Genomic DNA, 23,366 nt, shown 5'->3' on the forward strand with positions numbered 1-23,366 from the left:
AATTGCCGTCGAATTTTCGTTTGAGAAGAAAGGCCGTCTGAAAAGTTTCAGACGGCCTTTGTTTGACTGACTTACATCAGATGATTTCCAAAATGAAATACTGACGCAGTTTTTCGTACACATTATTTTGTACGTTGATACAACCATTGGTTATGATGCGGTCGGCCACATTGGGAGAAGCGATGCGTTCCATGCGCCTTTCCTGCGGCTTGAGCGTCCATACCCGGTGTAACGCAAACAGAAAGTCATTTTCTTCTTTGAAGCCGATAACCTCGCCACCGTAACCCGGTTTGCTGGTCATCATCGGCGTCATATTGAATTTGCCTTTCGGCGTGGTCTTACCGATCAATACCGGATGGCACTGACCGTCATCGGCAAAGCAAAGCTCCGCCTTGGCTGTATTGACCACAACTTTTTTGCGTTGGATATAGTCGCTGACAGCATCGGCAGCGGCCAAAGAGTTCAGGCCTACTGCCAAGGCTATACCCAATAGGATCCGTTTCAAATTTGTCCTTATTGACGGATGCGTTTAGGAGCTTCTTTAACGATCTCGCGGATGATCACTTGAGGCTCTTGTTTAGGTGCTGGAGGAGGACATACGGCATCTTTAGGGAATACTGGATTCCAGAAGAAGCTGCGTGCAAATTTGTCTTTATCGAAGATCACTTTGTATTGGCAAGTAGTGATGCCTTCAACGCCGGAAGTGTTTTCAGGGTCAACGCCTACGCCCGGGGTGTAGAAGTGGAACAGGTAGTCCCATTCACGCACGCCAACCATGCCTTCGTCGTAGTGAGGACGGCCGAGGATTTTGTAGATGTCGTCTTTGGTCAGGCCAGGACGCATTTGATCCAACTCGTCAAAAGTCGGGAATGTACCGCGATCATTGTTGAAGGTCAGGGAGTAAGGTTTAGGGAAGCGAGGCTCGTCGGTAGTGCCTTCAGGAGTGATTTTGCTCTTAGTAGCACAGGCGGCCAGCAGGCCGGTAGCCAGCAGGGCAAAGCCCACTTTTGCGATTTTTTTCATTTGATAATCCTTTTATTGATTTTACCAGCCGAACTTTTCAGACGGCCTGTTAGTGCCGGCAGCGAGTTTGCCGGTTTACCCAAATAATGTTGTGCTTCTTAAAGATGTACCCGACGGTTTGACAAACAGAACATCGGCACATTCCGGCAGGGCATTGCGCCTTATCTCCGTTGTATCCGCCTGAATCGGCAGAACCGTTCAGACGGCCCGACTGACATTTATTGTCACTTTGTAACAATTTCACTGCGAGTCAGGCTTGGGGTTTGGAGATGTCCGGTTTTCGATAAATCAGGTTGTATTGCGTAATACCTTGTTATCTTTGTGCTTTAGTTCATTTTGGCATTTGCCGGAGATTAGGTACTTAATCTTTCGGGTGTTATCCCTGCAAATTGTATGCCAGTTTTCCTTTATACGCATAATCTGTGTATGCCAGAATGTTGGCTTTATACAACATTCATATTAACGAACCAGAAACGGATTGTACCTTTTCTCATGCCCGATGCTGGTCATGCGGCCGTGTCCGGCGATAACTTGCGTGTTTTCGGGCAGGGTTAATAGTTTAGCGCAGATATTGTTTATGAGGTCATCATGATTGCCGCGCGGAAAATCTGTGCGACCAACGGTCTCATAAAATAAGACATCGCCTGCGACTAAAAGTCCGTTTTCGGCGTTGTAAAAAACGACTTGGCCGGGGGTGTGGCCGGGAATGTGGAGGACTTGGAAACTGTGGTTGCCGACCTTGAGCGTTTCCCCTTCTTCCAGCCAGCGTGTCGGCGTGAATGACGGAGAAACGGGGAAACCGTATTGCGCCGTCGTTTGCGGAAGGGCTTGGAGCAGGAATTCGTCGTCTTTGTGCGGGCCGAGAACGGGTACGTCGCAGGTTTTCAAAAGTTCAACCACGCCGCCTGCATGGTCAAGATGGCCGTGGGTCAGCCAAATGGCGGTCAGCCTGAGGCCTTTGTTTTGGACTTGTTGCAATAAATAGGGTACGTCGCCGCCGACATCGGTCAAAACGGCTTCTTTGGTTTCATCATCCCAAATCAGCGTGCAGTTTTGACGGAAGGGGGTAACGGCGTTGATTTCAAATTGGAGTGCCATGGGTGTTCCTAGGAAAGGCTTATTTAATGTTGTTTACGTTTCAGACGGCCTTGGATCTATTTAGAATTTAGGTAGTGAACAACCTTCGTTAGCAACGATTTTGCATTCAGGAAGTCCTGATGCTCGACATTTTTGTAGCGCTTTAGCTTCAGCTTTACCTAATTCTGTTACTACTGAGAAAAGCTTCCATTTCTTGCCTAATTTACCTTGTGCAACGGCAATGCAGCCATTTTGTCCCCAAACTTCTATTTTACATGGCGCATTACTTCCTCCTCGTTCACAGGTTTTAATGGCTTCTCTTTCTGCTTCCTCACGAGAATTCATATCAAGTGCACCACCTGCAATGCCAGTTTTAGGATTAAATGCCCAAGCCCCGTGTTTTGAAGGAACATTGATGTTGATAATTTTCGTAGGTTGTCTTTGTTGACGTTGGCCAGATGAGCCACAATTGGAGTTGTAGCCGTATTGGCATAAGCCAGGGTCATTTTGCAACGCGCCTCTGGTTGCATCATAAGTAGGATTAGCAACGCAGACATTAAGGCTTGCCAGCCCCAATAACACAAAAAACAATTTTTTCATTTCAAATCCAATCTATTAGTTATCTAAATCTGTGTCAGTTGACGCACACCGTCATTCATAAGGTTTCCAATACATCGGGCAATTCGGCCAAGCTGTTGAGCATGGCGACATGGGGCAGGGCGGAAAGTTGTTGGGCGGTGTGCGCGCCGGTGGTAACGGCGATGGCGCGGATTTTGGCATTGGCGGCCATTTCTAGGTCGTGGGTGGTGTCGCCGACGACGACGGCCTCTTCCGGTTTAACACCCAGTCGGTCGCAGAGGGCGAGTACCATATCGGGCGCGGGTTTGGACGGATATTCGCTAGCGCAGGCGGTTTCCAGCCAGAAGGCTTGGGTGCCGGTTTGCTCGATGGACCTATCCAGTCCGCTGCGGCCTTTGCCGGTCGCTACGGCAAGCCAATAGCCTTGTTGCTTCAAGCGTTGTAGGCAGGGCAGGGTTTCGGGGAACAGGGTCATGTTGCGGTTGTTGGGATTGAGGTAGTGCGCGGCATAGATCTCAATCAGGGTTTCCTGAACGTGTTCGCTGACGTTGTGGGCAAGGCGGTGGATGATGCCGGAGAGGCTGTATCCGATGAGCGGGCGGATTTGGTCGGCTTCGGGAACGGGCAGGCCGCAATCGGCAAAGCTTTGTTGGAAGGTGTGGATGATGGGGTTGGTGGTGTCGGCAAGCGTGCCGTCCCAGTCGAAAATGATGAGTTTGGGTTTCATGGGTTTCCTTTCAGACGGCCTTTTCCTGATTTTCCAACATTAAAACGAATTGCGCCAATTCTTGCGGCAGGGGCGCTTTCAGAATCAGTTTTTCGCCGGTCAGCGGATGGGCGAGGTGCAGCTCGGAGGCGTGCAGGAACATTCTTTTCAAACCGAGTTTCTGCAGGCGTTTGTTGGCTTGATAGTCGCCGTAGCGTTCGTCGCCGGCAATGGGGCAGTCTTGCGATTGCAGGTGGACGCGGATTTGGTGGGTGCGGCCGGTTTTCAGGGTGGCTTCGACAAGGGTCAGGTCGGATAGGCCGACTTGGTGCAAAAGGCCGTCTGAAAAACGGTTTAACACGCGGAAGATGGTGTGGGCGGATTGGCCGTCTTCGCTGACGCGCACCATTTTTTCGTCTTGTGCGCCGGTGTATTTGAACAGGGGGAGCTTGACGTGGAAGCGGTCGTTCGGCAGCCTGCCGACACCCAGCGCAAGATAGATTTTTTTCGGATGGTCGTTGCGGATGGCTTCGTGCAGTTTCACCAAGGCGCTGCGTTTTTTGGCGATCATTAAAAGGCCGCTGGTGTCTTTGTCGAGGCGGTGGACGAGTTCGAGATAACGCGCTTCGGGACGGGCGCGGCGGATTTGTTCGATGACGCCGAAGCTCACGCCGCTGCCGCCGTGGACGGCAACGCCGGACGGTTTGTTGATGACCAAAAGCGCATCGTCTTCGTAAACGATGTCAAATTCGCGCGCGGGCGCGGCCTGGCTTTCAGACGGCCTTTGTTTTTCGGCGGTGCGTATCGGCGGAATGCGGACGGTATCGCCTGCCTGAATGCGGTTGTCGGGTTTGCAGCGTTTTTTGTTCAGCCGCACTTCGCCGGCGCGGATGATGCGGTGGATATGGCTTTTCGGTACGCCTTTGAGGATTTTTATCAGATAGTTATCAAGGCGTTGGCCTTCCTCGTGTTCGGCAACGGCAATCAGGCTGACTGAATCTTTGCGTATTGCGTGCATTTTCTCTATAATCCCAAACGTCCGTTTCGGGACCCGAACCTGCCGTCGCAGGCCGTCTGAAACGGATTTATTGTTAAAACGAGATTTTATATTAAAAACGCACTCCGCAAAGCATTTCCTTGTGTTTGTTCAAAGCCGGCAAACGCAATCCCGTAATTAAGTTTGAATTGAACCTGCCGTCCGGCCGGGCGTAAGACGCAGTCCGCGCAGTACCGTCCGAAATTACCGGCGCTACGATAATAAGAAGATGTAGGCTGCCTTCATTTTGTCCGAAACATCAGCATTCGGACGGCAGCGGAACCATCAACCTTTCCGCCGCATTGTTCTTTATTTCCTTCTTTATCCGAATCCGTCCGCACATGGCTTGAGTTCAAGCATGCAACCTTGCGGATTTCAAATCAAAAACTGGTTACACAGGGGTTCCCCCATCTTGCCTTTGCAGAGTGCCAACCGGACAGACAGGCCGTCTGAAAAAGATATTCACAAATCAAACGGCCGCTGTTCACGAGGTGACTATGAAAAGAATGTTATTCAACGCAACGCAGGCCGAAGAGCTGCGCGTTGCCATTGTCGATGGCCAAAACCTTTTGGACTTGGACATCGAAACGCTGGGCAAAGAACAGCGTAAAGGCAATATCTACAAAGGTATCATTACCCGCATCGAGCCGTCGCTGGAAGCGTGTTTCGTCGATTACGGAACCGACCGCCACGGCTTTTTGCCGTTTAAGGAAGTGTCGCGTTCGTATTTCCGCGACTACGAAGGCGGCAGGGCGCGTATTCAGGACGTGCTCAAAGAGGGCATGGAAGTTATCGTCCAAGTCGAAAAAGACGAGCGCGGCAACAAAGGCGCGGCGCTGACCACCTTCATCAGTCTGGCCGGCCGCTATCTGGTATTGATGCCGAACAATCCGCGCGGCGGCGGCGTATCCCGCCGTATCGAAGGCGAAGAGCGCCAAGAGTTGAAAGCCGCCATGGCAGAACTCGACATTCCGAACGGCATGAGTATCATTGCCCGCACCGCCGGCATCGGCCGCAGCGCGGAAGAGTTGGAATGGGACTTGAACTACCTCAAACAGCTCTGGCAAGCCATTGAAGAAGCAGGCAAAGCACACCATGACCCTTACCTGCTCTTTATGGAAAGCTCGCTGCTGATTCGTGCGATTCGCGACTATTTCCGTCCCGACATCGGCGAGATTTTGGTGGACAATCAAGAAGTTTACGACCAAGTTGCCGAGTTCATGAGCTACGTCATGCCGAGCAATGTAGGCCGTCTGAAACTCTATCAAGACCACACGCCGTTGTTCTCCCGCTTCCAAATCGAACACCAAATCGAAAGCGCATTCTCACGCAGCGTCAGCCTGCCGTCAGGCGGCGCGATTGTGATCGATCACACCGAAGCCCTGGTTTCCATCGACGTCAACTCCGCGCGCGCCACACGCGGCTCGGACATCGAAGACACCGCGTTCAAAACCAATATGGAAGCCGCCGAAGAGGTCGCCCGTCAAATGCGCCTGCGCGACTTGGGCGGTTTGGTCGTCATCGACTTCATCGACATGGAAAACCCCAAGCACCAGCGCGATGTTGAAAACGTCCTGCGCGACGCGCTCAAAAAAGACCGTGCCCGCGTGCAAATGGGCAAACTTTCGCGTTTCGGCCTTTTGGAATTGAGCCGCCAACGTTTGAAACCGGCTTTGGGCGAAAGCAGCCATGTTGCGTGTCCGCGCTGCGCCGGTACCGGCGTCATCCGCGGCATCGAATCCACCGCCCTGCACGTTTTGCGCATCATTCAAGAAGAAGCAATGAAAGACAACACCGGCGAAGTACGCGCACAGGTGCCTGTCGATGTTGCCACCTTCCTGTTGAACGAAAAACGCGCCGAGCTGTTTGCGATGGAAGAGCGTTTGGATGTGAACGTCGTCCTGATTCCAAATATCCACTTGGAAAACCCGCACTACGAAATCAACCGCATCCGCATCGATGACGTAGAAGAAGACGGCGAACCGAGCTACAAACGCGTTGCCGAGCCGGAAGAAGACGAATCCGCCAAACCTTTCGGCAGCGAAAAAGCCAAAGCGGCCCGTCCTGAGCCTGCCGTCAAAGGCGTGCGCCATACCCAGCCTGCGCCGACTGTCGCCCCTGAGAAAAAAGCCTCTTGGTGGGACAGCTTCAAAGCCTGGTTGAAACGTATTTTCGGCGGCGAGCCTGCGCCTGCCGCAGTCGCTCAAGAGCCTGCCGAAAAACGCACGGCAAACAACCGCGGCCAAAACGGCGACCGCCGTTCGAGCAGCCGCCGTCAAAATCCGCGCCGCAACAACAAACACGACGGCAGCAAAGTTGAAGTGCGCGAAGTGAATGCCGAAGCCGCCGACAGTAAGTTTGAAGAAAGCAAATCAAACGAAAGCCGCAACGACGAGCGTAAAGAAAGCCGCCGCAGCCGCAACCGCAACAACCGCCGCGATGAGCGCAACAACGATCGCAACCGTGTCGAGGAAGCGGTTGAAGACGTAAACGTTCAAGAAGTGGCCGCACTGGCTGAGATGCCGTCTGAAAACCAAGCGGAACAAAACGGCAATAAACGCCGCCGCAACAACGGCCGTAACGAGCGCAACCGTAACCAATATGCGGAAAGCCATGTTGAAGACGCAAACGTTCAAGCCGATAGCGAACAGGCGCAAGCGGAAGCGGACGACAATGCCCGCAGCGAAGAGGGTGTGAAAAACAACGGCCGTCAAGGACGCGAACGCAACAACCGTCAGCGCAACAACCGCAACGACCGCCGTTCAAACAGCAAAAAACGCAATATTCCGTCTTCGGCAAAAATCGAGCAATACCTGAACATTACCGACACCGCCGACAAAGTCCTCTTTGCCGTGGCGCATGTTTTGGGTTTGAACGAAACGGTTGAAGCTGAAAATGTACCTTTGCCGCAGGAAGATGATCATGCCGAGCCGCTGGTGATTGTGGTATCCGAGCCTGAAGTTACCAGCGCAGAGCCATTCGTATTTGCCATTGAAAGCGAAGACGAGCCTGCCGTCGCGCAAACTGAAAGCGCCGATGCCGAACAAGCCCTGCTTGCATCTGCCGTCAGCAACGTCAAAGAAGCTATTTCCGCGGTATTGTCTCCGAATGAAACTGCCGTTGCAGAAGTCGCAGAACCGGTTGAAACAGCAACTGAAACTGTGGCGACGCAAACTGAGGCCGTAGCTGAAGCAGCGCCTGTTGCCGCTGTTTTGCCGGAAGGTTTGGGCGATTTGATTTTCGTTGAAACCGATCCGCAAGCCGTTGCCGCTTTTGCCGCGCAGCCGCAACCCGAATCGGTTGCCAAAACACGCCGTTCGGATGTGCCTAAAGTAGAAGTGGAAGACGTAGCAGTCGAAATGATTTTGGTGGAAACACGCAAAGACTAAGATTGGTTTTCCAGTTAAAAGCCCGATGTTGAACGCATCGGGCTTTTTTACAGGAGAAGTGCTACGACTATAGGGAATAGTTAAGAAAAGGAAATTTCTTTTGAGGAGGGTGAGAAGTATGAAGCATCAAGAAGTTGGAGTTCTCGATATTTAGAGCTCAGAATCATTGCTACCTTGAAAGACTTAGCCTTTACATAGGGTTGGTCCTGTATAAAAAATAAGATCATGGAAGTATGAATATGAAATTAAGATATTTTGAATTAGATAGACCTTATGTGGAAAATCGCCAAAGGATCGAGGAGTTGATGGACTCAGCTTCATTAAGATACGAGGAGGCCAGGATAGAGGACTACAATCAAAATTGGAAATGCCATAGAAAAGCGTTTGTATATGAATCGAAGTGTATGACATCTATGTTGGAGCGACTCTTCAAGCCTGTTCCAACTAAGGATTGTTGGAAAATCATCATAGAATGCATGGATAAGGTCTGCAATCCTTGTATCATAAACTTACTTGGTGTCTATACTGTTCAGGTTCCATTTGATTTTTGTACCTATGAAGCTTTAGATCCTGTTGATAAGAAAAAGATGCTCTTGGCTGCTTTAGTTGAAGGGGCAAACCGTGTGTTTCATAAGCTTTCTATTCCATTCTGCTTACTTGGGGATGTAGTGAATGAAATAGAAAGAAACCATTATGAAAATAGTTGGGTATGGAAAAAGAAAAAGATTCAATCCACCACTTTTTCCATTCAAGTGGAACATCAGATCGATAAAGTTGACTTGTTTTTGAATATTGAAAATAAAGACAAGAGTATTCGTCATTTGATTAAAACCTGTCCTGCTCATGAAATGGATTATGGCGTTTATCTTGGTAAATTAGAGGTAAATGATAATTTCCTTTATCTATTGGGTAAAAATAATGAGGTCGTAAGCAAGGTTTCTATAAATAAATGAAGGATAGCTGCTTGTAGTTTTTCTTAAACAGCCAACTATGTCAGAGCGATGGAGTTAGAAAAGGCCGTCTGAAATGGTTTCAGACGGCCTTAGTTTGTGTGTATGTTTGGGTATTGTGATTATTTTTTGTTCAGAGAGTCACGGATTTCGCGCAACAACAGAACTTCTTCGCTAGGCTCTGCCGGTGCTTCTTCAGCAGGAGCTTCGGCTTTTTTTACGGAGTTGATGGCTTTAACCACGCAGAAGATGGCAGCGGCGATGATCAGGAAGCTGATCACGGTGTTGATGAACAGACCGATATTCAGGGTAACGGCACCGGCTGCTTGGGCGGCTGCCAAGTTGGCGTAACCTTCTGCAGGAGCGGCTTGTGCGCCGTCTTTCAATGTAATGAACAGGTTGGAGAAATCAACGCCGCCGATCAATAGGCCGATAGGGGGCATGATTACGTCGTCAACCAATGATTTGACGATGCCGCTGAATGCTGTACCGACAACCATACCGACTGCGAGGTCGATCACGTTGCCACGCATAATAAATTCTTTAAATTCTGAAGCGATTGACATAATTAATCTCCTGTATGTGTTTGAGTCAAAATCAGATGTGATTCAATAAATCGGCAGGCATATTAACGCTTTATCGGTTAAGAAAATTTCAATAATGTTAAATTTTGTATTTCATGCTAAAAATGCCCGGCTTCTATGCCTTCTGTATGAAAAACAGGCCGTCTGAATTTTTTTTGTTACTTTTTTGCACCACTTTTATCTGTGGCTAAGTATCAGATAATATGAATGTTATCTTTAGAATCAATGCTCTATCGAATTTTTAGGTTAAGGTGGAATGATAATATAATAATGTTGAAAGCATAGCCGTTGAAAGCCTGTAAAGGTAATGTTTCGTATCCGTATTTGACTTTCAGACGGCCTTTTTTGTCATGCAGTTATTCAAACCATAATGTAATGGCCATAAAAAACGCACTTTCATGATGAAAGTGCGTTTGGTGTGTAAACCGTTTAGTTCTCTTCGTCATTCAGCGCGTTAATGCTGTAACCGCCGTCAACGTAGGTAATCTCGCCGGTAATGCCGGAAGCGAGGTCGGACAAGAGGAAGGCGGCGGTGTTGCCGACTTCTTCGGTGGTCACGTTGCGGCCCAGTGGGTTGTGGGAAGCGACGTGGCCTAAGAGTTTGCTTAAATCGGCGATGCCGGAAGCAGCCAGGGTTTTGATCGGGCCTGCGGAGATGCCGTTGCAGCGGATGCCTTCTTTGCCCAGGCAGGCGGCAGTGAAGCGGATGCCGGCTTCGAGGCTGGCTTTGGCCATGCCCATAACGTTGTAGTTAGGAATGGCACGAACGGCGCCCAAGTAACTCAGGGCAACGATTGCGGCGTTGCGGCCCTGCATCATCGGACGGGCGGCTTTGGCCAGCGCAGGCAGGCTGTATGCGGAGATTTCGTGAGCGGTGTTGAACGCTTCGCGGCTGATGCTGTCGAGGAAGTCGCCGCTCAAAGCTTCTTTAGGGGCGAAACCGATGGAGTGAACGAGGCCGTCCAAGCCGTCCCAGTGTTTGCCCAAGTCAACGAAAACTTGGTTGATTTCGTCGTCGCTAGCAACGTCGCAGCGGAACACGAGTTCGGAGCCGAGTTCGGCCGCCATTTTACGGACGCGCTCTTCCAGTTTGTCGACAACGTAGGTGAATGCCAATTCCGCGCCTTGTTCGCGGCAGGCTTTGGCGATGCCGTAAGCGATGGAACGCTCGGAGATCATGCCGGTAATCAGAATTTTTTTGCCTTGCAAAAAGCCCATTTTCTTATCCTTTAGCAGTGGTATTGCGGTTGCATTAAACTGCGCATTATAGCAAAAACCGCTGTTTCGGCATAGAAAATAACGGATAACCCTTTGTCTTGCCTCAAATAGGGATAAGGTTTTCTGTCAAGGCCGTCTGAAACCTGACGGAACGTCGGCAAAACGTTATACTTGATGGTGTTAATGACCGATGTTTCAGGAGTGAACCATGCCCGAGCAAAACCGCATTCTCTGCCGAGAACTCAGCCTGTTGGCGTTTAACCGCCGTGTACTGGCTCAGGCGCAGGATACGAAAGTTCCTTTGTTGGAACGTTTGCGTTTTCTGTGCATCGTGTCTTCCAATTTGGACGAATTTTTTGAAGTGCGCATGGCGTGGTTGAAACGCGAAAATAAATTGCGCCCGCATCAGCCGCTCGACAACGGCAAAACTGCGGCCGAAACCATCGAAGCGGTGGCAAAAGAGGCACAGGCCTTGATTCGCGAGCAGTACGATCTGTTTAACAAAGTATTGCAGCCTGCACTCAGCCGCGCCGGTATTCATTTCTATCGCCGCCACAAATGGACGGCCGCGCAGAAAAAATGGATTGAAAATTATTTTGACAACGAGCTGTTGCCCATTCTCACGCCCATCGGCCTTGATCCTTCGCATCCGTTCCCGCGCCCGTTAAACAAATCGCTCAACTTTGCCGTCGAACTCGAAGGTACGGATGCGTTCGGCCGTCCGTCCGGAATGGCGATTGTGCAGGCGCCGCGCATTTTGCCGCGCGTCGTTCCCATGCCGTCTGAAATTTGCGGCGGTGATGCAGGCTTTGTGTTCTTGTCTTCGATTTTGCACGCCCATGTCGGCAAACTTTTTCCCGGTATGAAGGTTAAAGACTGCCATCAGTTCCGCCTCACGCGCGACAGCGATTTGACGGTTGATGAAGAAGATTTGAAAAACCTGCGTGCCGCGATTCAAAACGAATTGCACGACCGCGAATACGGCGACGGCGTGCGCTTGGAAGTGGCGGATACTTGTCCGGCGCATATTCACGACTTCCTGCTTGCCCAGTTCAAGCTGACTTCTGCCGAGCTGTATCAGGTCAAAGGACCGGTCAATTTGGTGCGCCTCAATGCCGTCCCCGATTTGGTGGATAGGCCGGATTTGAAGTTCCCACCGCGTAATGCAGGCCGTCTGAAAGCCTTACGCAAAAACGGCTCCGTATTCAAACTGGTCAAACAGTCGCCGATCTTGCTGCACCATCCGTATCAATCTTTCGATCCGGTTGTCCAAATGATACGCGAGGCAGCGGCCGATCCGGATGTGTTGGCCGTTAAAATGACCATCTACCGCACCGGCAGCAATTCCGAGCTTGTGCGCGCATTGATGAAGGCCGCACTGGCGGGCAAACAGGTTACCGTCGTGGTCGAACTGATGGCGCGTTTTGACGAAGCCAACAACGTCAACTGGGCGAAGCAGCTGGAAGAGGCAGGCGCGCACGTCGTGTACGGCGTATTCGGCTACAAAGTTCATGCCAAAATGGCTTTGGTTATCCGTCGCGAAGACGGCGTACTCAAGCGTTATGCCCACCTCGGTACCGGCAACTACCACCAAGGCACATCGCGCATCTACACCGACTTCGGCATCATCACCGCCGACGAACAAATCACTGCCGATGTGAACACTTTGTTTATGGAAATCACAGGATTGGGCAAGCCGGGCCGTCTGAACAAGCTCTATCAAAGCCCGTTTACCCTGCACAAAATGGTCATCGACCGCATCAAGCAGGAAACCGAACACGCCAAAGCAGGCAAACCGGCGCGGATTACCGCCAAGATGAACTCCCTCATCGAGCCGAGTGTAATCGATGCGCTGTATCAAGCCAGCGCGGCAGGCGTGCAAATCGATCTGATTGTGCGCGGTATGTGTACCTTGCGCCCGGGTGTCAAAGGCTTGTCCGAAAACATCCGCGTCCGCTCCATCATCGGCCGCCAACTCGAACACTCGCGCGTGTACTGCTTCCATAACAACGGCGCAGACGATACCTTTATCTCCAGCGCCGACTGGATGGGTCGCAACTTCTTCCGCCGCATTGAAGTCGCCACGCCGATTACCACGCCCGAACTCAAAGAGCGCGTGATCCGCGAAGGCTTGGAAATGGCTTTGGAAGACAATACCCAGGCTTGGCTGATGCAGCCTGACGGCAGCTACGTCCGCACCCAGCCGAAAGACGGCGAGCCTGCGTTTGGTTTGCAGGAAGGTTTGTGGAAAATATACGGGCGTTGAGTTGAAGAATGTTCAGGCCGTCTGAAACGCAGGTTTCAGACGGCCTTTTTTGATTTTGCCGTTATAATCCCATTTCCCAATCTTTCAGACGGCCTTTTCTATGAAATCCTACCCCGATTCCTATCTCCATTTTGAAAACCTCGAATCTCCCGAAACGCAAAATTTCGCCGCCGCGGCGCATGCCGAAACGCGCAAGCGTTTTTTAGAAAACGACAAGGCGCGCGCGCTGTCGGACGGGATTTTGGCGCAGATGCAGGACACGCGTCAGATTCCGTTTTGTCAGGAACACCGCGCGCGGATGTACCATTTCCATCAGGACGCGGAATATCCGAAGGGCGTGTACCGCGTATGTACCGCGGCGACTTACCGTTCCGGCTATCCAGAGTGGAAAATCCTGTTTTCAGTGGCGGATTTCGACGAGCTGCTCGGCGACGATGTGTATTTGGGCGGCGTTTCGCACTTGGTGGAAAAGCCCAACCGCGCGCTGTTAACCTTGAGCAAATCGGGTGGCGATACGGCGTATACGCTGGAAGTGGATTTGGAAGCAGGGGAATTGGTAGAAGGCGGTTTTCACTTTCCGGCAGGCAAAAACCATGTGTCGTGGCGCGATGAAAATAGCGTGTGGGTGTGTCCGGCTTGGGATGAGCGGCAGTTGACCGAATCGGGCTATCCGCGCGAAGTGTGGCTGGTGGAGCGCGGCAAGAGTTTCGAGGAAAGCCTGCCGGTGTACCAAATTGATAAAGGCGCGATGATGGTGAACGCGTGGCGTTACCTTGATCCGCAGGGTTCGCCGATTGATTTGATTGAAGCGTCGGACGGTTTTTATACCAAAACCTATTTGCAGGTGTCGTCTGAAGGCGAGGCGAAGCCGTTAAACCTGCCCAATGATTGCGACGTGGTCGGCTATCTGGCGGGGCATCTTTTGCTGACGTTGCGCAAAGACTGGAACCGTGCGAACCAAAGCTATCCGAGCGGCGCGCTGGTGGCGGTGAAGCTGAATCGGGGCGAACTCGGGGCGGCGCAGCTTTTGTTTGCGCCCGATGAAACGCAGGCATTGGAAAGTGTGGAAACGACCAAGCGTTTTGTGGTGGCGAGCCTTTTGGAAAACGTACAAGGCCGTCTGAAAGCGTGGCGCTTTAGCGATGGCAAATGGCAGGAAGTCGAACTGCCGCGCCTGCCTTCGGGTGCGTTGGAAATGACCGACCAACCGTGGGGCGGAGACGTGGTTTACCTTGCCTCCAGCGATTTCACTACGCCGCTGACGCTGTTTGCGCTGGATTTGAACGTGATGGAACTGACCGTCATGCGCCGCCAGCCGCAGCAGTTCGATTCAGACGGCATCAACGTGCAGCAGTTTTGGACGACTTCGGCCGACGGCGAGCGCATTCCTTATTTCCACGTCGGCAAAAACGCTGCGCCCGACACGCCAACGCTGGTCTATGCCTACGGCGGTTTCGGCATTCCTGAATTGCCGCATTATCTGGGCAGCGTCGGCAAATATTGGCTGGAAGAGGGCAACGCCTTCGTGTTGGCGAACATACGCGGCGGCGGTGAATTCGGCCCGCGCTGGCATCAGGCGGCGCAAGGCGTAAGCAAACACAAAAGCGTCGATGATTTGCTTGCCGTCGTGCGCGATTTGTCCGAACGCGGCATGAGTTCGCCCCAACACATCGGTTTGCAGGGCGGCAGCAACGGCGGCCTGATTACCGCCGCCGCCTTCGTGCGCGAACCGCAAAGCATCGGTGCGCTGGTGTGCGAAGTGCCGCTGACCGATATGATCCGCTATCCGCTGCTCTCCGCCGGTTCAAGTTGGACGGACGAATACGGCAATCCGCAGAAATACGAAGTCTGCAAACGCTGGCTGGGCGAATTGTCGCCGTATCACAATCTTTCAGACAGCATCAATTATCCGCCTGCGCTCATTACCACCAGCCTCAGCGACGACCGCGTCCATCCCGCCCACGCGCTCAAGTTCTACGCCAAACTGCGCGAAACCTCGCCGCAATCTTGGCTCTACTCGCCTGACGGCGGCGGCCATACCGGCAACGGCACGCAACGCGAATCCGCCGACGAACTCGCCTGTGTCTTGCTGTTTTTGAAAGAGTTTTTAGGGTAGAAGTAAGCAGCAGGACTGACTGTTTTGTAAAGTTGAGAAACAAAATACTCTTGTTTCGGTAAGTGAAAAGAAGGCCGTCTGAAAAACGAATATTAAAGTTTTCAGACGGCCTTCTTTTCTTTTAACTTTCAACATATCCCGATAAAATGGACACTTTGTAAGTGATCATTGATGGAAGACGCAATTATGGCAACCGAACCGAAAAATTATACACGATTTAGAAAATAATTTCAAACAAAACAATATATTAAAACTCAAACAAATCTTTCCCGAAGTCTGTTGCGAAGACCAAATCGACTTTGAGAAACTCAAACTCGTCCTTGGCACAGAAAACCTTGCCGGGGTGGGCGACGTTATCAACTCGATGCTGTAGAAACTAGTAGCGTTGTTTACAGTATTTCCAGGAGAATACTGAAACATGAACATGCACAAAAACACCCGTCTCACCCCGTCTCTGGATTTGGATATCCTCAACGGCATCATGCGCCAAGCCGTGTTGCAGCAGCCGCAAACCTACTTGGGCGCGGACGTAGTCATCGAAACGCATATCACCCGCGACATGCTCGAGCGCGCAGAAAAAATCCGCCTCTCCAACGCCTTGAGAGGCGTGTTTGAGGCGGATTTGGTGTACTAGGAACAATCAATGATTTCTCGGAAATGGATAAAGCCTGAAGGCGATTATTCGTTAGACGGTTTATCTGTCTGAGACTTGTGCGTTTGCAATATGCGCACTACCTTACCCTCATAACGCTGGCGTAACCACGCCTGTATCCGCTCGAGATCTTTGGCGGGCAATGGCTGCTCCAATTCGAGAGAGACAACGACGATATCGTCATATGTATCTGTCTTCAGTTCTACGTTTTTTTGGCTTTCAGACTGTTCGGAAACAGGCGTTGTTTGCGCTTTATCCCAAGCCAAGCCGCGTCCGACAACGATTTTTTCCGCTTCCGGATATTGGGCTTTTAATTCCTTGAGTACCGCTGCATCGTCGATATCGGAGGCTTTGCCTGCCAGTATGGTATCGATATAGGCCTGCTGCTCTTTCAGCTCATTTTGCTGCTGAACCGGGTTGTTTCGGCTTGCCAGCAATTCTTCGATTTTGGCATCGTTCCCTCCCGCATAGACCACGTTGACCTTCGGCTCTTTCACCCCCGACGCGTTAAGGCTTTTCACCAGCAAGGCGGAAATTTTCTCGGCATTGCCCGTTCCATTGACAATCAGACCGACTTTATTTTCTCTGTGGTTCAACATCTTACGCAGCACGAAAAAACCTTCCTGTTGCTGCGCAGTGGCAATGGCGGCATTGGCTCTGGTGTTGAAGATCTCCTGACGCACCAGTCCTGATGCCATATAGCCGCTCGGAATCATCACAGCCAACACGACGGCAGTAATAATGATGCTTTGCAACCGGCGTTTGGATTCCGTTATCAACCCCCTGCGCGACAGCTTGAGCAGCTTGGAAAACAACAAGGTCGAAAAAGCGATGAACACGCAGTTGATGGCAAAAAGATATGAAGCACCGAGAAAGTAGTGCCAGTTGCCATGTGCCAGTCCGTAGCCCGCAGTACACAGGGGCGGCATCAATGCGGTAGCAATCGCCACACCCGGTATGGCATTGCCTCCTTCTTTTCGAGTCAGCGCCACAATACCCGCACTACCGCCGAAGAAGGCAATCAACACATCCCAAAGGGTCGGCTGAGTACGCGCCAAAAGCTCGCTTTGCGCCTCTTTAAGCGGGGTTAACAGGAAATACAACGTAGCGGTAATCAAGCTGATGACGACGAATATAATAATATTGCGCACGGCTTGACGGATCAGCGCAGTATCCCCTACCGCCAAACCGTAACCCATACCGACAATCGGCCCCATCAACGGCGAAATCAACATCGCGCCGATCACTACCGCCGTGCTGTTTACATTCAGACCGATACTCGCCACGGCAATGGCAAACATCAATACCCACATATTGGTTCCGGACACCCGAGTATTGGCGCGGATGACGGCATCAATTTTATCGGGATGGGCCTGGTCATGCGCAAGATTGAACACATCTTGCAACTTGGTCATGGCACCATTGTCTTCTTTTGGCTGATTTTCTTGTATTTCCTGATTTTTACTTTTTTCCTGATCTTGCATGTGCGTATCCTAAAGTTTTAATAGTCTATTTTAAACATCTAATTCATAAAGAATTTTTGAGTAATGAAATAATGCTTTGCCATTACGGCTAAATCTGACAGGCACACTTCCCGCAGTATATAATATATTAGCATACGTCCACAAACTTCCTCCGTTAGATGAAGGAAGGGCAAAGTTGCCGTTACAGCAAGCCGTAACGTGGGCTTTACCCACGAGATGAATGCCAAAATGAAAGTCTATGTGACTGTTGTCGGATTTAGTTGTTGGATGGTGGATTTCGTGGGCAAAGCCCACGCTACTTGGGTTATCCCAAATCTGCCTTGATTGAATAAAAGGTCGTCTGAAAACGGGGAAATCAGTTTTCAGACGACCTTTCCGCTTATTAACTTATTGATACCAAAGAAAAACAAATTCCCGCTTGTAGGTTAAAATCAGCCTATGCTAATATGCGCAACAACAGGTTTTTCCAGAATAATCTGTGCTAAAATGTAGGATTAGATGGAAAACTCTATCCGAATTCGGTACAATACCGACGAATTATTTCTCTTAAACAACCTGCCGCAAGGCGAAAAGGAACGACTGACATGTCAAACATCGAACAACAAGTTAAAAAAATTGTTGCTGAACAACTGGGCGTAAACGAAGCCGAAGTGAAAAATGAATCTTCTTTCCAAGACGATTTGGGTGCTGACTCTCTGGACACCGTGGAACTGGTGATGGCTTTGGAAGAAGCTTTCGGCTGCGAAATCCCTGACGAAGACGCTGAAAAAATCACTACCGTACAATTGGCTATCGACTACATCAACGCCCACCAAGGCTAATCGGTCGCCTCAAACATCCAGCCTCTGCTGCGCCATCGCAATAGAGGCTTTTACCTTATTATCAAACCCCTGAAATTTCAGACGGCATGAGTTTTGCCCGTTTTCACGAAGAAAAAGAGCAAGGCTGCCGCGAAAATCCCGACAACCAACAGCGAGATTATCATGAGTCAGAGAAGAGTAGTCATCACAGGTCTTGGCCAAGTATCACCGGTCGGCAACGACGTCGCCACCGCATGGAGCAATCTGCTCGCAGGCAAAAGCGGCATCGGACGGATTACCCGCTTTGACGCATCCGACATCAACAGCCAAATCGCCGGCGAAGTGCGCGATTTCGATATCGGCCAATACATCAGCGCTAAAGAAGCGCGCCGCATGGACGTGTTCATCCATTACGGTATCGCCGCCGCCCTGCAAGCCATCAATGATTCAGGCTTGGACGATTTGGAAACCCTCGACAAAGACCGCGTCGGTGTCAACATCGGATCCGGTATCGGCGGCCTGCCGAGCATTGAAGCGACCGGCAAAGCCGTACTCGAAGGCGGCGCGCGCAAAATCAATCCTTTCTTTATTCCGGGCTCGTTGATCAACCTGATTTCCGGCCATGTTACCATCCTTAAAGGCTACCGCGGCCCGAGCTACGGCATGGTGTCTGCCTGTACGACCGGCGCGCACTCTATCGGCGACTCTGCACGACTGATTAAATACGGCGATGCGGATGTGATGATTGCCGGCGGTGCGGAAGGCGCGATCAGCACTTTGGGCGTGGGCGGTTTTGCTGCCATGAAGGCACTTTCCACCCGCAACGACGATCCTGCCACCGCATCCCGTCCGTGGGACAAAGGCCGTGACGGTTTCGTTATCGGCGAAGGCGCTGGCGTGCTGGTGTTGGAAGAATTGGAACACGCGAAAAAACGCGGTGCGAAAATCTACGCCGAAATCGTCGGCTTCGGTATGAGCTCCGATGCTTACCACATTACCGCTCCGAACGAAGAAGGCCCTGCATTGGCGGTTACCCGCGCGCTGAAAGATGCTGGCCTGAACCCTGAAGACGTTGATTACGTCAACGCACACGGTACGTCCACTCCGCTGGGCGATGCCAACGAAACCAAAGCCCTCAAGCGCGCACTGGGCGATCACGCGCACAAAGTCATCGTCAACTCTACCAAATCCATGACCGGACACTTGCTCGGCGCGGCAGGCGGCGTGGAAGCGTTGTACAGCGTGTTGGCGGTACACGAGCAAAAATCTCCACCGACCATCAACATTTTTGAACAAGACGTTGAAGCCGGTTGCGATTTGGATTACTGCGCCAACGAAGCGCGTGATGCGAAAATCGACGTCGCCATCTCTAATTCCTTCGGTTTTGGCGGTACCAACGGCACATTGGTATTCAAACGCTTTACAGGCTGATATAGCTTTTAAGCCAGATTGGAAAGGCCGTCTGAAACTTGGTTTTCAGACGGCCTTTATATTGTCCGTATTATAAATATTGTTGATAATCTATATCATTTATAGAATAATATGGTTTCGTCTAAGATTTGTCTGAGTTTTTCGGATAAATAGTCTAACCATATTCTACATCAGGAGTAAGCGATGAAACGCATCGGTATTTTGACATTGGCCGCTTTGGCCGCCATACCTGCATTTGCGGCTGATTTCGGCCATGAACAAGCATTAACCATAAACGGCAAACCTGCTTATCTGGCAGAAACATCGGCCCGTATTTTGGCAAATGAAGATTTGACTGCGCCGCAGTTGGTTGAAGATATTGCCGATGGGTTGGGTTCGAAAAAAATTCCGGGCTATAAATTGATGATTATGGGCCGTACTTATTCGGTGGCGGCGGAAACCAAACCGCCGAGAGAGGGCCAAACTCAGTGGCGGGACAATACGTTCATTCATCGCGGCGTAAAACTGTTTGTCGGTATTCCGGTTAAAAACGGCAAGATGGACTTGGCAGCTGCCCGATTGATTAATATCGGCGTGGTTGACGATAACGGTGGTGCCGCGCCTCATGATGAGGGTGAAAAAATCCGTCCGGTCGGCAAACAGCTGATGTCTCCCGATACCAAAGTGGAAAATGTGAAACTCAATATTGCCAAACTGACGTTCCCAAATATGAAATTGGGCGAAACCAGTGGCGGTGGCGTAAAATTGGAAGCATCGGCAACATTAGACGGTAAACCGATACAAACCAAAATTGACAGCACTTTCTCCCGCTTCTATTCGGCCAAACCAGCCGCTACACGGCCGTTTATGGCAGATGCACGGTTTGTGAAATAATCGCAAAGGCCGTCTGAAATCCAGTTTCAGACGGCCTTTTATTCATAAAAGCAATTTAATACCGAATCATCTTGGCATCGATTTGCTCCGCCCAAGCATCAATACCGCCTTGCAGGTTGTAGAGGTTTTCAAATCCGGCGTCTTCCAAATACATTGCCGTATGCAGGCTGCGGATGCCGTGGTGGCAATAGACAACAATGGGTAAATCATCGTCGGGCAGCTCGTTTTGGCGCAGGGGGATGAGGTTCATCGGAATATGAATGGCAGCGGGCAGGGTGCAGATGGCGCGTTCTTCATCGGTGCGGACGTCGAGCAGATGAAATGCACGGCCTTCGTCCTGCCATTGTTTCAATTCGGTGGGCGGGAGTTGGATGATGTCGGTCATAGGGTAGGGGATGAAAGCATGAGGCCGTCTGAATTTTCAGACGGCCTGTTGTTTAAAAATCGAAATCGCCGAACGGATTGGCCGATTTGTCTTCCAAGTGGGCCACTACGGTGTCGAACAATACTTTTTCGGAAAACTCATTGCCGTTGCGTGTCAGCAAAAGCGCGTGTTGTACCGGTTTGCGGCCGACAATGATGACCATGCGGCCGCCGTCTTTCAATTGCTCTTTTAAGATTTCAGGCACGCTGTCTACTGCGCCGCCCACATAAATCGCATCAAAAGGCGCGCCTTGCGATGCTTCGGTCAGGCCGTTGTTTTGCACATAATCGACGTTGGCAAAGCCCAATTCGTCCAAGACTTTTTTGGCACGTTGCTGTTGCTCGGCATCGATGTCGTCGGTAATGACTTTGCCGGCCAGTTTGGACAGCAGGGCGGTTGCATAGCCTGAGCCTGTACCGATTTCTAAGACGGTTTCGTCTTTTTTCAGTTTCAAACCTTGAGCCAGGCGGGCAACGACTTTGGGTTCCAACATCTTATGGCCGTTGGCCAGCGGCAGCTCCATATCCGCATAGGCCAAGCCTTGAAAAGCCTCGCCGACGAAATGTTCGCGCCCGATCTCCTCCAAAGCATCCAAAATGTCGAAATCCAAGACATCCCACGGACGAATCTGCTGTTCAACCATATTGAAACGCGCTTTTTCAAAGTCCATATTTGTGCTCCGTTCAATTCTTAATTTTATCGAAACATACATTATAAATCCTTGTCGGAGAGTGTGCCATCTTTCAGACGGCCTCGAGGCTTGTTAATAATTGCCAAGCGCACATATATCCACTAAACTTTCACATTACACCACGCTACAACAAGCAACAACCAACACACGGAGCAATAAAGATGTATCACCAAATCGGAATGTGGGATCAAAAATGGGTTATCGGCAACTGGAAAATGAACGGCCGACTCCAAAACAACAATGCACTTATGCACCGCTTCCGCGTCATGCCAACCGCCGAACGCGTATTAATCGGCCTGGCTGCCCCGACCGTGTATCTGTTGCAACTGCACAACGCCATGCAAATCGTTTTGAACAACCGCATCTTGACCTGTGCGCAAGACGTGAGCCGTTTCCCGAATAACGGCGCGTACACCGGCGAAGTGTCCGCCGAAATGCTTGCCGACATCGGTACAGACATCGTCCTCATCGGCCACTCCGAGCGCAGCCTTTATTTCGGCGAGAAAAACGAAATCCAACGCCGTAAAATGGAAAACGTCCTCAACGTCGGCCTGATTCCATTGTTGTGCGTCGGCGAAAGCCTGGAAGAGCGCGAAGCCGGTAAAGAACACGAAGTCATTGCCCATCAGCTTTCCATCCTGCAAGGTCTGAACACCCAAAACATTGCCGTTGCCTACGAGCCGGTTTGGGCGATCGGCACAGGCAAAGTCGCCACCGTCGAACAAATTGCCGACATGCACGCATTTATCTACAAAGAAATCTTGTCTTTGTGCGGAAGCGATGTTAAAATCCGCGTTCTTTACGGCGGAAGTGTGAAAGCGGATAACGCAGCCGACATCTTCGCAGTACCTCATGTAGACGGCGCATTGGTTGGTGGCGCGTCATTATCCTATGACTCCTTTACCGCCATCATCAACGCAGCACAAGCCTCGTAGAAAACATATGGAAGCCTTTAAAACCCTTATTTGGATTATTAATATTATTTCCGCTCTATTCGTAATCGTGTTAGTATTGCTGCAACACGGTAAAGGTGCGGATGCCGGCGCAACATTCGGTTCCGGCAGCGGTAGCGCGCAAGGCGTATTCGGTTCTGCCGGTAATGCCAACTTCCTCAGCCGCTCGACTGCCGTTGCTGCAACATTTTTCTTTGCGACCTGCATGGCAATGGTGTATATTCACACCCACTCCAATAAGCACGGTTTAGACTTCAGCGATGTGAAGCAGACCCAACAGGCTCCTAAGCCTGCAACGCCTGCCCAAAACGATACAACTCCTGTTGCTCCGAATCCTCAGCAGCAGTAAGACAATTTGATTTATGCCGACATGGTGGAATTGGTAGACACGCTATCTTGAGGGGGTAGTGGCCGTAGGCTGTGCGAGTTCAAATCTCGCTGTCGGCACCACATTAGAAAATCTAACCGCTTTTTAGCGGTTATTTTTTCGTCTTGAGAATCTGCCTTTCCTTTATTTTTAGGCCGAGACAGGGAAATACAATGAAGCGTTTGGTTGTCGGCATCAGCGGTGCCAGCGGTTTTCAGTATGGCGTGAAGGCTTTGCAGCTTTTGCGTGAGCATCAGATAGAAACGCATTTGGTGGTTTCGCAAGGGGCGGAGATGACCCGCGCTTTGGAAACGGATTACACCAAAGAAGACGTTTATGCTTTGGCGGATGTCGTGCATTCTGTCCGTAATGTCGGGGCAAGTATTGCCAGCGGTTCGTTTTTGACGGACGGAATGTTGATTGCGCCGTGTTCAATGAAAACTTTGGCTTCGGTTGCTCACGGGTTTGCCGATAATTTGCTCAGCCGTGCGGCGGATGTAACGTTGAAAGAGCGGCGCAGACTGGTGTTGATGGTGCGTGAAGCGCCGTTAAACTTGGCACACATCGACAATATGCGCCGTGTAACAGAGATGGGCGGCATTGTGTTTCCTCCCGTTCCGGCTCTGTATCAGAAGCCCGAATCCATTGATGATATGATTACGCACAGCGTGTCTCATGCTTTGGACTTGTTCGGTATTGTTCAAACCGATGCGCCGCGCTGGCAGGGCTGATGTTTCAGACGGCCTG

22 protein-coding genes, 1 tRNA gene and 1 pseudogene are annotated in these 23,366 nt (G+C 50.9%); 13 read left to right on the plus strand and 11 right to left on the minus strand.

Going from position 1 to position 23,366, the window contains the following annotated elements; genetic code table 11:
- Positions 1-76: 76 nt before the first annotated feature.
- From FOC66_RS09415 to FOC66_RS09440, 6 genes are all read right to left on the minus strand, one after another.
- The gene (locus tag FOC66_RS09415) at positions 77-505 is read right to left on the minus strand and encodes a hypothetical protein (protein ID WP_003748039.1); all 429 of its coding nucleotides are present in this window, start codon (positions 503-505) and stop codon (positions 77-79) included.
- Between the two features lie 8 nt (positions 506-513).
- Complete coding sequence (locus FOC66_RS09420) at positions 514-1,023, minus strand: outer membrane protein assembly factor BamE (RefSeq protein ID WP_003748042.1); 510 nt, start codon at positions 1,021-1,023, stop codon at positions 514-516.
- A gap of 459 nt (positions 1,024-1,482) precedes the next feature.
- Positions 1,483-2,121: an MBL fold metallo-hydrolase gene (locus FOC66_RS09425; RefSeq protein WP_003748043.1), complete on the minus strand. Its 639-nt coding sequence runs from the start codon at positions 2,119-2,121 to the stop codon at positions 1,483-1,485.
- Positions 2,122-2,181: 60 nt separating this feature from the next.
- Complete coding sequence (locus FOC66_RS09430; RefSeq protein ID WP_003748045.1) at positions 2,182-2,700, minus strand: DUF4189 domain-containing protein; 519 nt, start codon at positions 2,698-2,700, stop codon at positions 2,182-2,184.
- A 55-nt stretch (positions 2,701-2,755) separates the two neighbouring features.
- Complete coding sequence (locus FOC66_RS09435; RefSeq protein ID WP_003748047.1) at positions 2,756-3,406, minus strand: HAD-IA family hydrolase; 651 nt, start codon at positions 3,404-3,406, stop codon at positions 2,756-2,758.
- A 10-nt stretch (positions 3,407-3,416) separates the two neighbouring features.
- On the minus strand, positions 3,417-4,403 hold the full coding sequence (locus FOC66_RS09440; RefSeq protein ID WP_003748049.1) for an RluA family pseudouridine synthase: 987 nt from the start codon (positions 4,401-4,403) through the stop codon (positions 3,417-3,419).
- Positions 4,404-4,918: 515 nt separating this feature from the next.
- Here FOC66_RS09440 and FOC66_RS09445 point away from each other — a divergent pair.
- Together FOC66_RS09445 and FOC66_RS09450 are read left to right on the plus strand one after the other, a co-directional pair.
- The gene (locus FOC66_RS09445) at positions 4,919-7,810 is read left to right on the plus strand and encodes an Rne/Rng family ribonuclease (protein WP_003748051.1); all 2,892 of its coding nucleotides are present in this window, start codon (positions 4,919-4,921) and stop codon (positions 7,808-7,810) included.
- Between the two features lie 233 nt (positions 7,811-8,043).
- Positions 8,044-8,763 (plus strand): hypothetical protein, encoded by a 720-nt coding sequence (locus FOC66_RS09450; protein WP_196794544.1) that lies wholly within the window; start codon positions 8,044-8,046, stop codon positions 8,761-8,763.
- A 119-nt stretch (positions 8,764-8,882) separates the two neighbouring features.
- On the opposite strand, the gene mscL is transcribed toward FOC66_RS09450, so the two are convergent.
- Together mscL and fabI are read right to left on the minus strand one after the other, a co-directional pair.
- Entirely contained in the window at positions 8,883-9,326 is a 444-nt protein-coding gene (gene mscL, locus FOC66_RS09455; RefSeq protein ID WP_003748057.1) for a large conductance mechanosensitive channel protein MscL, read from the minus strand.
- A 447-nt stretch (positions 9,327-9,773) separates the two neighbouring features.
- The gene (gene fabI / locus FOC66_RS09460) at positions 9,774-10,562 is read right to left on the minus strand and encodes an enoyl-ACP reductase FabI (protein ID WP_003748060.1); all 789 of its coding nucleotides are present in this window, start codon (positions 10,560-10,562) and stop codon (positions 9,774-9,776) included.
- A 208-nt stretch (positions 10,563-10,770) separates the two neighbouring features.
- Here fabI and ppk1 point away from each other — a divergent pair, with 208 nt between their 5' ends.
- From ppk1 to FOC66_RS09475, 3 genes and pseudogenes are all read left to right on the plus strand, one after another.
- Positions 10,771-12,828, plus strand: coding sequence for a polyphosphate kinase 1 (gene ppk1, locus FOC66_RS09465; protein WP_003748065.1), 2,058 nt, complete (start codon positions 10,771-10,773; stop codon positions 12,826-12,828).
- 100 nt (positions 12,829-12,928) lie between these two features.
- Entirely contained in the window at positions 12,929-14,944 is a 2,016-nt protein-coding gene (locus FOC66_RS09470) for a prolyl oligopeptidase family serine peptidase (protein WP_003748066.1), read from the plus strand.
- Between the two features lie 442 nt (positions 14,945-15,386).
- Positions 15,387-15,578 (plus strand): annotated as a pseudogene (locus FOC66_RS09475) (aminotransferase class IV); the annotation flags it as partial.
- Positions 15,579-15,622: 44 nt separating this feature from the next.
- On the opposite strand, the gene FOC66_RS09480 reads toward FOC66_RS09475, so the two are convergent.
- Entirely contained in the window at positions 15,623-17,080 is a 1,458-nt protein-coding gene (locus tag FOC66_RS09480; RefSeq protein ID WP_003748070.1) for a DUF389 domain-containing protein, read from the minus strand.
- A gap of 198 nt (positions 17,081-17,278) precedes the next feature.
- Between FOC66_RS09480 and FOC66_RS10825 the strand changes: the two genes are divergently transcribed.
- From FOC66_RS10825 to FOC66_RS09495, 4 genes are all read left to right on the plus strand, one after another.
- Complete coding sequence (locus FOC66_RS10825) at positions 17,279-17,404, plus strand: hypothetical protein (protein WP_265511057.1); 126 nt, start codon at positions 17,279-17,281, stop codon at positions 17,402-17,404.
- Positions 17,405-17,664: 260 nt separating this feature from the next.
- Positions 17,665-17,901 carry an acyl carrier protein gene (gene acpP / locus FOC66_RS09485; RefSeq protein WP_003679644.1) on the plus strand — a complete coding sequence of 79 codons (237 nt, stop codon included), beginning with the start codon at positions 17,665-17,667 and terminating at the stop codon, positions 17,899-17,901.
- Positions 17,902-18,063: 162 nt separating this feature from the next.
- Positions 18,064-19,311, plus strand: a complete 1,248-nt coding sequence (gene fabF / locus FOC66_RS09490; protein ID WP_003748072.1) for a beta-ketoacyl-ACP synthase II — start codon at positions 18,064-18,066, stop codon at positions 19,309-19,311.
- A 183-nt stretch (positions 19,312-19,494) separates the two neighbouring features.
- Positions 19,495-20,184, plus strand: coding sequence for a hypothetical protein (locus FOC66_RS09495; RefSeq protein WP_003748074.1), 690 nt, complete (start codon positions 19,495-19,497; stop codon positions 20,182-20,184).
- Between the two features lie 55 nt (positions 20,185-20,239).
- Here FOC66_RS09495 and FOC66_RS09500 read toward each other — a convergent pair whose 3' ends face one another.
- The gene (locus FOC66_RS09500) at positions 20,240-20,569 is read right to left on the minus strand and encodes a rhodanese-like domain-containing protein (RefSeq protein WP_003748077.1); all 330 of its coding nucleotides are present in this window, start codon (positions 20,567-20,569) and stop codon (positions 20,240-20,242) included.
- 52 nt (positions 20,570-20,621) lie between these two features.
- Positions 20,622-21,278: a protein-L-isoaspartate O-methyltransferase family protein gene (locus tag FOC66_RS09505; RefSeq protein ID WP_003748080.1), complete on the minus strand. Its 657-nt coding sequence runs from the start codon at positions 21,276-21,278 to the stop codon at positions 20,622-20,624.
- Positions 21,279-21,460: 182 nt separating this feature from the next.
- Here FOC66_RS09505 and tpiA point away from each other — a divergent pair, with 182 nt between their 5' ends.
- The 4 genes from tpiA (at position 21,461) to FOC66_RS09525 (ending at position 23,350) form a co-directional block, all read left to right on the plus strand.
- Positions 21,461-22,234, plus strand: a complete 774-nt coding sequence (gene tpiA / locus FOC66_RS09510; protein ID WP_003748082.1) for a triose-phosphate isomerase — start codon at positions 21,461-21,463, stop codon at positions 22,232-22,234.
- 7 nt (positions 22,235-22,241) lie between these two features.
- Positions 22,242-22,601: a preprotein translocase subunit SecG gene (gene secG / locus FOC66_RS09515; RefSeq protein ID WP_003748083.1), complete on the plus strand. Its 360-nt coding sequence runs from the start codon at positions 22,242-22,244 to the stop codon at positions 22,599-22,601.
- A gap of 15 nt (positions 22,602-22,616) precedes the next feature.
- Positions 22,617-22,702: transfer RNA gene (locus FOC66_RS09520), tRNA-Leu, on the plus strand.
- 90 nt (positions 22,703-22,792) lie between these two features.
- Positions 22,793-23,350, plus strand: coding sequence for a UbiX family flavin prenyltransferase (locus tag FOC66_RS09525; RefSeq protein WP_003748086.1), 558 nt, complete (start codon positions 22,793-22,795; stop codon positions 23,348-23,350).
- The last annotated feature ends 16 nt before the right edge of the window (positions 23,351-23,366 follow it).

The sequence above is a fragment of the Neisseria mucosa genome (assembly GCF_013267835.1).
Lineage (GTDB): Bacteria > Pseudomonadota > Gammaproteobacteria > Burkholderiales > Neisseriaceae > Neisseria.